11 protein-coding genes are annotated in these 13,949 nt (G+C 64.4%); 5 read left to right on the forward strand and 6 right to left on the reverse strand.

The window, feature by feature from the left end:
• Positions 1 to 2: 2 nt before the first annotated feature.
• Complete coding sequence (locus AC1DW9_RS28200; RefSeq protein WP_441490279.1) at positions 3 to 1,232, reverse strand: 3-methyl-2-oxobutanoate dehydrogenase (2-methylpropanoyl-transferring) subunit alpha; 1,230 nt, start codon at positions 1,230 to 1,232, stop codon at positions 3 to 5.
• A complete protein-coding gene (locus AC1DW9_RS28205; protein WP_441507846.1) occupies positions 1,229 to 1,528 on the reverse strand; it encodes a hypothetical protein in 300 nt (99 codons plus the stop codon). The genes AC1DW9_RS28200 and AC1DW9_RS28205 overlap by 4 nt, the downstream gene beginning before the upstream one ends.
• 158 nt (positions 1,529 to 1,686) lie before the next feature.
• Here AC1DW9_RS28205 and AC1DW9_RS28210 point away from each other — a divergent pair, with 158 nt between their 5' ends.
• Complete coding sequence (locus AC1DW9_RS28210) at positions 1,687 to 2,181, forward strand: Lrp/AsnC family transcriptional regulator (RefSeq protein ID WP_441490281.1); 495 nt, start codon at positions 1,687 to 1,689, stop codon at positions 2,179 to 2,181.
• A 21-nt stretch (positions 2,182 to 2,202) separates the two neighbouring features.
• Here AC1DW9_RS28210 and AC1DW9_RS28215 read toward each other — a convergent pair whose 3' ends face one another.
• Both AC1DW9_RS28215 and AC1DW9_RS28220 read right to left on the reverse strand, forming a co-directional pair.
• On the reverse strand, positions 2,203 to 5,382 hold the full coding sequence (locus tag AC1DW9_RS28215; RefSeq protein WP_441507845.1) for a cyclic nucleotide-binding domain-containing protein: 3,180 nt from the start codon (positions 5,380 to 5,382) through the stop codon (positions 2,203 to 2,205).
• Positions 5,383 to 5,472: 90 nt separating this feature from the next.
• On the reverse strand, positions 5,473 to 5,778 hold the full coding sequence (locus tag AC1DW9_RS28220) for a hypothetical protein (RefSeq protein WP_441490283.1): 306 nt from the start codon (positions 5,776 to 5,778) through the stop codon (positions 5,473 to 5,475).
• Positions 5,779 to 5,937: 159 nt separating this feature from the next.
• On the opposite strand from AC1DW9_RS28220, the gene AC1DW9_RS28225 reads away from it, so the two are divergent.
• From AC1DW9_RS28225 to AC1DW9_RS28240, 4 genes are all read left to right on the forward strand, one after another.
• Entirely contained in the window at positions 5,938 to 6,621 is a 684-nt protein-coding gene (locus AC1DW9_RS28225) for a Crp/Fnr family transcriptional regulator (protein ID WP_441490284.1), read from the forward strand.
• Between the two features lie 23 nt (positions 6,622 to 6,644).
• Positions 6,645 to 7,154 (forward strand): FecR domain-containing protein, encoded by a 510-nt coding sequence (locus AC1DW9_RS28230; protein ID WP_441507844.1) that lies wholly within the window; start codon positions 6,645 to 6,647, stop codon positions 7,152 to 7,154.
• Positions 7,151 to 8,989 (forward strand): CHASE2 domain-containing protein, encoded by a 1,839-nt coding sequence (locus tag AC1DW9_RS28235; RefSeq protein ID WP_441507843.1) that lies wholly within the window; start codon positions 7,151 to 7,153, stop codon positions 8,987 to 8,989. The genes AC1DW9_RS28230 and AC1DW9_RS28235 overlap by 4 nt, the downstream gene beginning before the upstream one ends.
• An 80-nt stretch (positions 8,990 to 9,069) precedes the next feature.
• Positions 9,070 to 10,008: a homocysteine S-methyltransferase family protein gene (locus AC1DW9_RS28240; RefSeq protein WP_441507842.1), complete on the forward strand. Its 939-nt coding sequence runs from the start codon at positions 9,070 to 9,072 to the stop codon at positions 10,006 to 10,008.
• 51 nt (positions 10,009 to 10,059) lie between these two features.
• Here the strand turns inward: AC1DW9_RS28240 and AC1DW9_RS28245 are convergent, their stop codons facing one another.
• Both AC1DW9_RS28245 and AC1DW9_RS28250 read right to left on the reverse strand, forming a co-directional pair.
• Positions 10,060 to 13,230 (reverse strand): ATP-binding protein, encoded by a 3,171-nt coding sequence (locus AC1DW9_RS28245; protein WP_441507841.1) that lies wholly within the window; start codon positions 13,228 to 13,230, stop codon positions 10,060 to 10,062.
• Between the two features lie 177 nt (positions 13,231 to 13,407).
• On the reverse strand, positions 13,408 to 13,926 hold the full coding sequence (locus AC1DW9_RS28250) for a hypothetical protein (protein ID WP_441490289.1): 519 nt from the start codon (positions 13,924 to 13,926) through the stop codon (positions 13,408 to 13,410).
• Positions 13,927 to 13,949: the final 23 nt, after the last annotated feature.

The following is a 13,949-nucleotide window of genomic DNA, read 5'->3' on the forward strand; positions in this document are numbered from 1 at the left end:
CGTCAGACTCCGATCTGCTGACGCTGCCGGCGCAGGTGCGGAGGCAGTTCGGCATAGACATCCTCGAAGATGTCGCGTGCCGAGGGTTTGCCGCCGGCATGCAGGGTGCCGTGGCCCTCGGCCTCCTTCTGCGCAGCGATCACGGTTGCGAGAATCTCGGCCTCGGCCTGCTTGTGCCGCTCTTCAGTCCAGGCGCCCAATGCGATCAGATGCTGCTTCAGCCGGATCAGCGGGTCGCCGAGCGGCCAACCTTCCGATTCATGCTTGGGCCGATAGGCGGAGGGGTCGTCCGAGGTCGAGTGGGCGCCGGCGCGATAGGTGACGTATTCGACCAGCGTGGGCCCGAGATTGCGCCTCGCGCGCTCGATCGCCCATTGCGCCACTGCGTAGGTCGCAAGGTAGTCGTTGCCGTCGACGCGCAGGGCCGGAATGCCGAAGCCGAGTCCGCGCGCCGCGAAAGTGCCGGAGCCGCCGCGGGCAATGCCCTGGAAGGTCGAGATCGCCCACTGATTGTTGACGACGTTGAGGACGACCGGGGCCTTGTAGGTCGAGGCGAAGACCAGGGCGGCGTGGAAATCGGACTCCGCTGTCGAGCCGTCGCCGACCCAGGCGGCGGCGATCCTGCGATCGCCCTTGATCGCCGAGGCCATGGCCCAGCCTACCGCCTGAACGAATTGGGTGGCGAGATTGCCGGAGATCGAAAAGAAGCCGTGCGCCTTCGACGAGTACATGACCGGAAGCTGGCGGCCTTTGATCGGGTCTCGCTCATTCGAGTAGATCTGGCACATCATGTCGACGAGCGGATAATCATGCGCGATGAGGAGCCCGGCCTGGCGATAGGTCGGGAAATTCATGTCCTCCGGGCCGAGCGCGATGCGAAAGGCGCAGCTCACCGCCTCTTCCCCGGTGTGCTGCATGTAGAACGAGGTCTTGCCCTGGCGCTGCGCCATCTGCATGCGGGCATCGAAGGCGCGCAGCGTCATCATGTGGCGCATGCCCCGGATCAGAGCATCCCTGTCGAGATCGGGCACCCACGGGCCGACAGCCTGCCCCTCCCGGTCGAGCACGCGGATGATCGAATACGCGAGATCGCGAATTTCCTTGGGATCGATATCGACCGGAGGCCGGCGGACCGAGCCCGCTTCCGGGATGACGACATTGGAGAAATCCGGCCTGCCGCCCGGGCGGCTGGCGGGTTCGGGGACATGAAAGCGCAACGGCTGATCGGTCATGCCCGCACTCCGGCAAGGGCGCCCTGCCGACCCGCATGCAGCGAGCCGACATAGAATGAACCCGGCTCGTCGCCGAACTCGAAAGCCTCAACAGCTGCGAGCGCCGGATGGCGGGCAAGGCGGAAGCCGATCTCCGCGCAGTCCGAGACGCCTTCGGTCTCGATGACCATGCGGATCGCGGTTCGTCCGTCATCTTGGCGGGAGCTCGACAGTTCGACAAGGGCGAAGCCTAGGCGCTGGGCATCGAGCAGGAGTCTGACCAGCCCGTCATAGGCGTCGCTGGTCGACGCTTTCACCACAACTCGCCGTTGCATTCGCCCGGTCATCACGCACCCCCATCGCCGCAACGACGTTAATCCGGCAAACGGAAAGAGTTTTCCCGAAGACGCTCGACATTCGGCTCAATCTCGGCAAATTCTTCCGCCACTGTCTCCATTTACAGAAGATTCGCCCGATGACCGGCAAGTCCAGGCGCAGCGACGCTCTCGACCCTATCGACCGGCGGATTCTGTCCGCCCTGCGGGCCGATGGCCGCCTGACGACGAGCGCACTGGCCGAGAAGGTCGGGCTCTCGCCATCGCCTTGCTGGACGCGGGTCAGGCGGCTGGAGGAAAGCGGCGCAATCGAGCGCTATGTGGCAGTCCTGGATCACGCGGCCCTGGGGCTCAACAACACCGTCTTTGTCGAGATCACGCTCGACAAGCACGACGACAAGGTGCTCGACACGTTCGGGGACGCGCTGGCGCGCATTCCCGAAGTGGTCGAGGCGCATCTCGTCACCGGCGAATACGACTATCTCGTCAAGGTCGTGGTCAGCGGCACCGACCACTACGAGCGCTTCCTCCGTGAGACGCTGTACCGGATCCCCGGAATTCGCCAGTCACGCACGACCTTCGGTCTCAGGACGCTGAAGCGGGCGATCTCGGTCGATCCGCTGCAACTGCCGTGATGCACCATGCCAGGGGCCGGTTCAGTGCCGATGGCTCAGCGTAACCACATTGTCCTGCAGGCGCCGGACGATCAACCGCGTCACCGAGAGGGCCATGTTAGGGAACTCCGTCAGCAGAGCGACGAAAACCTCCTTGCGCAAGCGGAGCGCCGTCAGCGGCGTGGTCGCGATGACCGTTGCCGAGCGAGGATCATCCGTCACGATCCCCATTTCACCGAACAGGCTGTTGGCGTTCATGGTCGAGATCCGGACAGGCGGCCCCGACGCCTCGGACACGACGTCGGCCGAGCCCGTGATCAGCAGATAGGCGGCGTCCGACTCGTCTCCCTGGCGAAAGATGACCTCCCCCGCCGCGAACTCGACCCGCTCGCCAGTGAAGGCCAGCAACCTCAGGCGCACCGTATCGACATCGGCAAAGATCGGCACGGAACGCAGGGCGCGCAGCTCGATACTGCCCGCGTCAAACTGATCGCTCACGAACGCCTCGTCGGACTGAGCTTGCGTCTGAACCGCCGCGTCTGCGGAACTGACGGAGTTGGTTCCGTGGAATTCAAGGCTGGCGTCGAAACGACCCAGTTCCGCAATCTGCCGGCCGGCAACGAGAATGGTCCGCCCCTTCATGAAGGTCGTGATCCGTGCGAATAGCCTGGCAGCCTCGGCCTGCCCGAACGACGCCAACGCGTCGTTCAGGATCATGATCTGCGGGCGCTTGATCAGGCAACGTGCCAGAGCAACGGCCGCTTTCGCAGCCGGAAACAGGAACTGTCCGCCATAGCCGGCCTGTTGTTCAAGTCCCCAACGATAGACGTCACGCTCCAGGCCCAGTTCGATCAGGCTCTCACGGATGGCCTCGAGCGCGCGCTCCGCATCCGCAGCACTGCTGCTGGCAACGCAGCCGAACAAGAGATTGTCGCGCAGAGGGGCTGCCGGGCAGTAACGGGCCGGATCGTAGAAGGCGATGGCATCCGCCATCTCCGGGGTGGCCTGCGCGCGGAAAGACTGCCGCGCGGCGAGGATGCGGACCTCGTCCGCCTCGCTCAGCAGCCCCAGCCGATGCCGCGGCTCCGCATAGAGAAATGCCAGCGCGATCAACCGGGAGCGATCGGCCTCCCGGAGGGTGCGGGCCTCGGCCCGCCCGAGAATGACCTGATAGTCAGGGAACTGGGCCGCGGAAAGGAAGGAGAACTGCTCGAACAGGACGTGATCGGCTGGAAGATCGCGAAAGATCTCGAGCATGGTCGCCGCGATACGCCGCCCGATCTGGGTCAGAAGCGTGGTCAGGCCCTGCGCGTCCAGAATGGCGCGCACCAGCTTGTGACTGGCCAGGCGTTCCCCGGCGAAGCCGGGATCAGTGACGACGCCGAACAGGATGTTCTCGCCGATGGTCGCGTTTCGTGTGTATCGCTCGGGATCGTAGGGCTCCACCGCATCGCCCGCCCCGCGCCCAATCAGCCTGGAGCGAATTCTCGTACGGATCTCGGCAACCCTGTTGACGATCTCGGTCGGGTCGTCCGCACTCAATTGGCGCTGCAGGCCGAAGCGAAACACCGTTTCGGCGAGCCCGACCACGCCTAGCACCTCGACCAGGAGACGTTCGAGCTCGTGCCTGCTCGCGACGCCGGCGCCGCTGAAGTCGAGCGACCAGGGCTGGGCCCCGGCCTGGGCGACAACAGGGCGGCGCAGGCCATAGAGAATGTTGTCGCGCAGGGACGCATCGAGAATGACGGGCTCCGCTCCGAGATAGGCCAGTGTCCGCCCTCGCCGTTCGGAGGACAACGAAGCCAAGGGAATACCGGCCAGCGTCACCGCGCCGTCGAACGGCGCCATACTGCCCCCGAGCACAGACGCGAACGCAGCCGCCCCTTCCCCCGCCTTGTCGATCAAGGCGATGTTCCCCCCCAAGGGCAGAGCGAATGAAACGCGCTCGAGCAGCCGGTCGCCGGCCGGCCCAAGAACCGTCAGCCCCTTGGCCGCGATCATGCCTTCGCCAGGCACGATCCCATCTCCGGAGAGCGGGGCCTGCGGCCGTTCCGGCGCCGGGGCATCGTCCAGCGAGAATTGCTGGGTGACCTGCTGAAACCGCGCCTCGACGTCGAGACGCTGCTGATCCCAGTCGATCAGTTCCTTTACCGGCGTCGGCAGGTCACGATACGCGGCGATGACCGCGACGAGCTGGCCGATGTCGAGACGGCCGGTCAGGGCAAAATACCCCCCGATCGTGTAGAACAGGAATGGCGTCAGCTGGGCCAACAGGTTGTTCAGGAACTTGACCGCGAATTTGCGCCCATAGAGCTGGTAGCGGATGCCGAACAGCCTCTCGAGGCGCACTGCGACGAGTGCTTTTTCGACCGCAGAGGTGCCGTGGCCAGCAACCTCGTCCAGCGACTCGACGACCTCGCCGATCTTGCCGGCCAGGGCCCGCGACTCGATCTGGCGCTGTCGCCCAAGCCGGATCTGCTCACGCCGCATCCGGGGAATGATCACTGCCTGCACGAGAACGATGCCTGCCGCGATCGACCCCAGCGCCAGATTCTGCAGCAGAATGAAGATCAGCGCCGTCAGCGCCTGGCCACCGAGCAGAACCGGCTGGATGAAGGCATCACCGACGAAACCGCCGACTGGCTCGACCTCGTCCTTGATGACAGTCGCGGCCTCGGACGGTTTGAGCCGGCGCCGTGCCTCGGGCGTGAAACTCAGCAGCGTCGCGAAGAGGTCGGCGCGCAGGCGCTGCAGCAGCCGTTCGCCCAAGGCCCCCTTGCGCATGTTGATGACGTATTTGAAGGCGCCATTGATGAGCACCAGCAGCAGAAACAGGCCGGACAGCGCAAACAGATAGCTGATGCGATCGAGCATGACGCCGCTGAGAAGTTCACGGCTGCCCCCGAGCCAGGCCGGTAGGGCGAGCGAGAACCGGAAGAGCCGTGCAGTCTCCTGCCCACCGGAAAAGGCGCGGCCCTGGATGGCGTCCGTGATGATGTATTTCGGCAGCTCAAGCGAAAGATAGTAAAAGGGAAACGACAGCAGCACGATCGCGATGATCTGGAGCTGCTGCCGGCGGCTGTTGCGCCAGATATAGGCAAACAAGCCTGTTGCTGCGGGCGCGCTCGCCTCAACCGGCGCCTGAGGCGTGGTTTGCGCTGCCGCCTGTCCTGGCCGCGAGCGCAAGCGCTGGGCCGCCTGCAGAGAGGAACCATCCGCCATGGAGCGCATCCGGCCTGTGATGTGAGCGCTGCGCTCCAGCGTACCGCAATTTTCCCGTGTTGCGGACAATAGCTTCCCTGCGCCTGCGCATCAGTTCAGCGTATCCGTCTCGCCCCAGGGGCGTGGCATGTAACGGCTCAGCGGCCCCCATTGGGCAGCCTCGGCGTGGCTCAGCCCAATGTCATTCAATGTATGCGCATCCATGGCAACGCTCTGCGACTGCCCGCGCTGCGGGCCAAAGGCGAGCGCCAGCGATGTGACCAGCGCGCGGCTCGCGCGCGTCATCCTGCCAAGAAAGGGGCACTCGCCCGCCTGCGTCACTGTCTCGGGCTCGCGCAGCGGTTCGAGCGAGGTTGTCCTGAACGGCGTGGAATGAGTGTTGGCGGTGTGGTGCACGGCGAAACTCCCGTTCGGAGCGGCACACACAGCGACTGCGGGCTGCGGTCGCTGCGGCCTTCGCCGGGGGTTTTCGGCCGTTCCCGTGCTATCTTCTGTGAAACAGGTCACATAGGCGTCAGCTTTTCCTAGCAACGGAGAGAACAGGGGGACTTGGGAATGCGCAGCGCGCCGCATCTGGTGGTTCGGCTTCTATCGGTAAATCCGTTCTTCGCTGGGCTTGCTCACGACGCCCTGGTCAAGATCGCCGCAATTTGCCTGCCGAGGCACCTGGCACCGCACGAGGTCCTGTTCCTGAAGGGCGATCCCGGCGATGGCCTCTATGCCATCCGGCATGGCCGGATCCGAATTGGCACCACGGACGATGCCGGCCAGCAGCTGACGATGAACCTGCTGGGAGGCGGCGACGTCTTCGGGGAGATCGCCCTTCTCGACGGTCGCGCCCGCAGCGCCGACGCCATTGCGCTGGAAGACACCGAGATGTTCTTCGTGCCGCGGCGTGACTTCCTGAATCTGCTCGACAACGAGCCACTGATTGCAATCCGGCTGATCGAATTGCTCTGCGAGCGGCTGCGCGGCATGAGCGAGCGCATGGAGGACACGGCCTTCCTTCCAGCCGCATCACGGCTGGCGCGACGCATCGAAGTGCTCGTCACCGACTATGGCAGCGAGCTGCACATTTCCCAGGAGGAACTGGCGGCGCTGACCGGCGTCACCCGCGAAACCGTGAACCGCCAGCTGCAGCGCTGGAAACAGATCGGCATTCTCTCCCTTGGACGGGGCCGCCTCGTGATTCATAATGTCGACAGCTTTCGGCAGCTGGCGAAGTCCGGCGCGATCTGAATACCGAGCATGAGAGGCTTGCCATGCGCTTCCTCCGATTCTCGATTGCCGCTTGCGCCATTTGCGCATCGATCCCGCCCGCCGCCGCGCAACAACCTGCGGGCTGCACCCCGTCAGCGCGGACCGATCCGCCGAGAACCGTGTTCCGGTGCAGCGGTGGCCTGATCATTGAAGCGGAGGCCGCCACCCGCTTCCAGGTCCAATCGCCACAGCCCGGCCGCGCGATTCAATCAATCGCATTGGATGGCAAAGGCCTTCTGGTCGAGCTACCCCGTCGCCGCGGGCCCCTCCAGATCCTGACGCCCCACGCCATCGCCTCGGTCCGCGGCACGATCTATGCCGTCGACGTAACGACCTCGAAGACATCGGTGTTCGTCGCCGAAGGGCGCGTGCGTGTCACGCGCCGCGATGGCACGGACCCCGTCGAACTCAATCCCGGCGATGGCGTTGACGTCTCCCAGGAAAAGCGACTTGACGTGCACCGCTGGTCCCGCGAGCGCGCCGCAGGGCTGCTTGCTCGGTTCGGGCGGTGACCTCGACGCGCAGTGTCCGCCTGCCCGCGTCGATCACCATCCTCTGCCTCGTGATCGCCGCGCTCTGGTCCGGATTTCTGGGGCGAATGCATCTCGCGGGCGAGCGCAATCCTCTCGACCGAGTCGAGGCGGCGCTCGCCGACATGCGCCTGCTTATTGCCGGTCGACGCTCACCCCCAGGCGAAATCGTCATCATCGCCATCGATGATGAAACCGTGGCTCAGCAACGCGGCTACCCGCTCCAGCGCTCCACTTTGGCTCGGATGATCCTCGCCATTGGAACCGCGGCCCCACGCACCCTTGCACTCGACCTGCTGCTCGTCGACCCGACCTCGCCCGAGACAGATGAGGCGCTTGCCCAGGCTCTCGAACGAACGCCTTCACTCGTCGCCGCGGCCGGCAGCTTCGGCCGGGACGAGGAAGGAAGCTCGCAATTACCGGCACCGAAACAGATGCTCTGGCCGCTGTCGCCGTTCGACCGGTTGGCAGCCGTCGGTCTCGTCAATATTTCATCCGACGCAAGCGGCACCCCGCGGCATGTGCCGCTGCTTTTCCGGACCGACCGCGGGGTCATGCCATCATTCGTCCTAAGTGTGGCGGCAGGCTTCAAGGGCGAGGCTCCTGTGTTCGGCGTCGATACCGTGCGCCTGGCAGGCAGCCCGGTGAAGCTCGACCTCGGATTCCATCTTCCGCTCCGGTTCTACGGCCCGCGAGGCAGCTTCGAAACGATCAGTGCAACCGGCCTGCTTGCGGGCACCGTGCCCGTAGAGCGCCTGCGGGGCCGTATCGTCATTGTCGGCGTCACCGCCACGGCTATCGGCGACACCTTCAGCACCGCCTTCGATCCCGTGACGCCGGGCGTGGAGGTCCTGGCGACCGGCATCGCTCATTTGATCGCCGGCACCGGACTGGTCCGGGATCACGAGGTGCGGTTGCTCGACGCAGGCGTGGCACTCGTGCTGGCCACCGGCTCCGTCTTCTTCATCGCCTCTGCTCCGCTCGGCATCGGCGTCGGCGCAGCGGTCTTCGGTCTCGCTGCCTGGCTGCTGGCCACCACGGCGCTCTTCGCCGCAGGCTATTGGCTCAGTTCGGCGCTCCCGCTGGCGTCAGTCATTCCACCTGTCGTCCTCGCAGTGGTTTTACGGCAGACATGGGACCGCCGCCAGGCCACGGATATCGCCCGTTCCGAAGCCGCTTTACGGCAGTTTCAGCCGCCATTGCTCGCAGATCGCATTGCACGGGACCCGGGGTTCCTGCGCGAGCCGGTGCAACAGACGGTTGCGATCCTGTTCGTGGACCTCTCGGGCTTCACGCGGCTGAGCGAGCAGGCCGGCCTCACGCGAACACGCGAATTTCTCAAGGCGTTTCACACGCTCATCGAAAACGAGGTGACCGCGCATGACGGGCTCGTCATCTCCTTCATGGGCGACGGTGCAATGATCGCGTTCGGCATTCCAGATCCGCACGCCGATGATGCCGGCCACGCTCTCTCCACGGCCTGGGCACTGCTCAAGGATATGCGCGAGTGGGCCACCGGCGAAGAGGTATCGATTGGCCATCCGGATCTTCGTGTCGGTGTCCATTTCGGCCCGGTCATCGTCTCTCGTCTCGGGCACGAAGCGCATCAGCACATCACTGCGACCGGGGACAGCGTCAATGTCGCGAGCCGCTTGATGGAAGTCGCAAAGGAGCAAGGCGCCGCGCTTGCCGTTTCAGCAGAGCTCCTCGTCGCATCCGGCGACATCCGGAAGCGCCACCGCGAACCCGACAGCATTCGCACAGTCGAGATTCGCGGCAGGCGCCAACGCATCTCCGTCGCGCTCTGGGGCGCCTGACAGCATCTGTGATCCAGATCACAGAACGCATCCGCCTTTCCGGGAAGGGTTCGGCGACAATCCCACACAGGGGAAAGGCCATGGCCAAGTACAGGGCGATTCTTCCGCAGGTCCTGGCGCGAGAATTCCTCACGGACGGCGGACTGGAAACGACACTCGCCTTTCGTGACGGGCTTGAATTGCCATTCTTCGCCGCTTTCCCGCTGGTGCGCAGCGAAGAAGGCCGAGCCCGCCTCAAGGCCTATTTCCTGCCCTATCTCACGCTCGCCGCCGAGTACGGCAAGGGCTTCATTCTGGATACGCCGACCTGGCGCGCCAATCCCGATTGGGCCCGCAAGCTGGACTACTCGCGCACCATGATCGAGGAGGTTCAGAGAGCCTCGGTTCAGCTGGCGATGGAGCTGCGTCCTCACTACGAAACCAGCGATTCAAGGATCGTGATCAACGGCGTGATCGGGCCGCGTGGGGATGGCTATCGGATCGATACGCGCATGAGCGCGCGGCAAGCGCAGCTCTACCATCAGGATCAGGTCAAGACCTTTGCCCGCACCGAAGCGGACATGGTGAGCGCCATCACGATGACCTACAGCAACGAGGCGATCGGCATCGCCGCCGCTGCGCAGGCTCACCGAATGCCCGCCGTCATCTCCTTCACCCTGGAGACCGACGGCAGGCTCCCGAGCGGAGAGCCCCTGGGCCATGCGATCGAGCGCGTCGATGAGGCAACCGAGGCCTATCCCCTCCATTACATGATCAACTGCGCGCATCCCCTGCATTTCGAGCGGGTCATCTCCGGCAGCGCACCCTGGCTCGACAGGATCGGGGGCTTGAGGGCGAACGCCTCGACCTTGAGCCACACCGAACTCGACATGGCAACCGAACTCGATGCTGGGGATCCCCTCGACCTCGCCCATCGCTATCGCAGCCTGCGCAAGCAACTCAAGAACGCGCGTGTCCTCGGAGGCTGTTGCGGCACCGACCTGCGCCATGTCAGGGCGATCTGCTATGCCTGCCTGTAGCGCGACGGGAGATTGCGCCGCTGCCGCGGCTGCTCATGCCGCATCAGCGGCCTATGACACCATCTGGCTGGCGACACGAGACAGGTCAGCCGCAGCGCCCGTCTCCCGCAAGGCGCGCGACACAGTCCCGGACAGATCGTCAAAGCGTGCGAGAGCCTCCAGACGCGCCTCGACCTCGGGGTCGAGGCCCTGCGGCCTGAGGTGATCCCGGAGGGACGCCAGGCAGCGGTGCTCCAGCACGGGAGAGTTCAGCCGCCTTGCCTTCTCCACCGCCGAGCGCAGTGCCGCCTCCGCATCCTGCTGCTGCGCCCGCACGCCCCTGGCCATGATGCCGGCCTGGATCCGATCCAGCTCCGGCTCCAGCCACAGCGAACCGCTTCGCGACATCAACGCGATCGCCCGGTCGCAGGAGGCTTGCGCCTCCGCCAACTGCCCGAGTTGAAGCTGAGCTTCGGCGAGATTGGCGAGATAGCCGGAGAGGGACAATACGTAACCGACGCGTTCGAATGCCGCGATCGCCCTCTGCATGGTTGCCGCGCCGCGCGCGAGATCACCCTTCTGGCAGAGCCCCCAGCCCAGAAACGCCGCGCCATGGGCCCGGAAGCCTGCGAGCCCGTGCTGCTCCGACAAGGCCACCAGCCGCCCTGCCTCCTGCATCAGCTCATTGGTCGCCTTCGAAAGCCCGAAGACCCAGCCACCGACATAGGACATCGGAATCGCCGCGGAATGAGGATGCCGCAAGGCGTCTGCGGAGCGAAGCGCATCGATGCCTATGCGCAGGGACTCGCCGACATTGCCGAGGCAGAAATGAGCGAGGCTCAGCAGTGATCTGGTGTGAATCTCGGTGTTCTGGCCGAACATGAATGTACTGGCCTCGTCGCGATCACGCTCTCCGATGAGCAGGGAGTGCTCGAGATGCTCGATCGCCTCGTCGGCCTTGCCCTGGCCGAGCCGCACCATGCCGATCAGACGGTGCCCGATGGCTCGGCCGGAGCCATAGTCCGCGCGCTCGGATCGATCGAGGAAGTTCTGGGCCAGCGACGCGGCTTCGGGCACATCGCCGCTGCAATTGGCGAAAGTGAACTTTCCGAACAGGAACGGAAACATCAATGCCGAGGGCTCGTCTTCGCTGCAAAGCTCCAACCCGCGCTTGCAGCATTGCAGCAAACCTGACGATGTCGGCCCCTGCGCGGCGGTGATGGAGCCGACCAGCGCCGCCTGAAGGCCGCGCTCGAGCGTCGTCCGCGCCATGTCCTCCGGCAATTTGTCGAGCAGAGACAAGCCGTGGCGAATATGCCCGATCGCCTCGATATGGGCAGAACGCTGTCCGGCGCTCGCCCCAGCCCTCAGCCAGGCCTTGACTGCCTCCTGGTAGCGGCCCGCCTCGGTGAGATGGTGCGCAGTGACCTCAGGCAAGGGGATATCGACGCCGTCCCCCTGATCGAGCAGGCCCAGAATGCGATCATGGATCGCGCGCCGTTCGGTGGCGAGCATCGATTCATGAGCCATGCGCTGAAGTAATGAATGCCGAAACTCGTAGCGGATTTCCCCGCCTATGCGCTTGGGCAGGAGAATCTCGGCGTCGACCAGCGCCTCGACAGGCGCGATCACCTCCCTGATGCCCTTCTCCAGGACGTGGGCGAGGAATACCGGGGTGAAGGAACGACCGATACACGCCGCGGCCTGTACGACGGGTCGGGCACCCGGACGCCGATCGAGCCGCTCGGACATGAGTTCCGCGAGGAGAAGCGGGACATTCGACGGTTTGCGGATGGGATGAGGCGTCTGGATGTGTTCGTCGATCAAGGAGAGCACGAACTGCTCGACAAAGAGCGGAACGCCCTCGGCGGCAGCGACCGCCTGCGCGATCTTTTCGGGAGGCAGCTCCTCCGAACCCGGAATCGCGTGCGCCAGTGCGAGACTCTGCTCCCCCGACAACGGCTCCAACGTCACGACTTCGTCGGGCTCCGGCAATCCCTCGGCGCGCGGGAACGGCCGTGCGGTGGCCACGACCATCAGTGCCTCATCGCCCCCGGCTACGAGGAGTTCCCGCAAGAGCTCCGCCGAGGACGGGTCGAGCCAATGCGCATCCTCGATCACCACAAGGGTCGGCTGTCGGCGGGCCGTGCGCACGATGACCGAGATGACGAACTCATACTGCTTGCGCTTGAACATTGTCGGGGCCGGGGCAAACTGCTCGCGGATGCCGGTTGCAGCCAAACCGATCAGGCTTGCCAGTATTTCGTTGTTCTCCGGCGTGTTGAGGCCGATTTCGTCCAGGACGGCGCCGATCTTCGCGCCGCGCACCTTGTTGTCGTCCTCGAACTTGAGACCAGCCCGTGCCCAGAGAAAGCTCGCGACCGGGTAGAGCGGCGTACTCGCGAACAGCTCATGGCAATAGGTCATGTAAATCGCTGCATCGGAGAGCGCCGGATGACCGCAGATCTCCGTGATGACCTTCGTCTTTCCGACTCCTGCATCCGCGGCCACGAGAACGAACTGCGCCCGCCTGTCGCTCGTTGCGCTGGTCCAGCGCGCAAGGATGCTCTGGAGATGGCTTTCCCGGCCGACAGCGATCGGAACACTGCTCGCGACCCTGCCTCGGCGCCGCGCCGTTCCCAATCGCTCACGAGCAATCTCGAAGACTTCGATCTCACGCGAAAGGCCCCGGATGGCTCTTGGGCCGAGGGCCCTGACTTCAAACAGCCCGGCGGTGAGGTCGGTGACCTCCCGGGTCGCCACGACCGTCCCAGGCGCGGCCTCAGCCTGCAGTCGCGCCGCGAGATTGATGGCCTCGCCCACCGCACCGAGTTCGCTGGAGCCGCTGCTGACGCGGGCCGGAGCCATCACGACGAGGCCCGTGTGAACGCCGATACGCGCTGCGATATCCGGAACGGTGCCATCCTCGATGCTCGTGTTCAGCGTCTTGATCCGCTCCATCAGCTCGAGGGAGGCACGGACGGCCCGTTCCGCGTCGTTCTCGCGGGCCGTGGGATAGCCGAAGAAGATGAGGACACCGTCGCCCGTGTAACTCGCAACGAAGCCGCCATAGCGCTCCATGGTCGTCAGGGTCAGTTGCTGGTAGCGGCGCTGAACGAGACGGAGCTCTTCCGGATCAAGCTGCTCCGACAACTGGGTGTAACCGACGAGGTCGACGAAGACGATCGTGACGTAGCGCCTCTCCGACACAAGTTTTCGAGGCTCGGCTTCGCTCATCGTCATCGCACAGGCTCCTGTGTCGCGAAAGTCGGCGCTCGGCTACTGTCTCGTCAGTTTGAATATGGCCGCATATGCGCATAGAGTGAAGTCATTACCTAGCTGTCTCTAGTTTTTCCGCCAGTATACGGGGGGCGACCGTTCATGCCTGCCTCAAGAATATCGCGTCTTTTCTCCCGAACATCAGCCGAAGCCAGTCCCGGCGCACCACAGACGATCAAAACGGTCGTCATTTGCGCCCATCTTCGGCCTGGTCGCGACAAACGGCGCTCGACGCATTTCATGCAACCTATCGCAGGTCTGCATATTGCTGCACTGATCGATGCAAAGCGATTTGATGTCGTGCTTTATCATGAAGACTGGCACGGCCCATTCGACCCTGCACATTGCAACAAGTACGACCTCGTATTCCTCACGGGGCTTCAGCCCGACTTCGATCGACTGCGGCAACTCTCCTATCATTTCAGACGCAGTGGAGCGACGGTCGTTGCCGGCGGGAGCGTATGCACGCTTTTCCCGGAATTCGCTCAGCAGTTCTTCGATGTCGTCTGCGCCGGCGGCGTCGATTGCGTCAGAGATGTCGTTAACGATTATTTGGCCGGCTCGCTCCGACCAATCTACCGCTCTCCGATTGCACAAATCTCCGACTACACGGTCGATTATAGCCTTTTGCGCAAAAGCGGCATCAATCCGAGCACGCATCTTGCGGAGACCTCACGCGGATG

This window comes from Allobosea sp. P4_E12 (assembly GCF_056401655.1).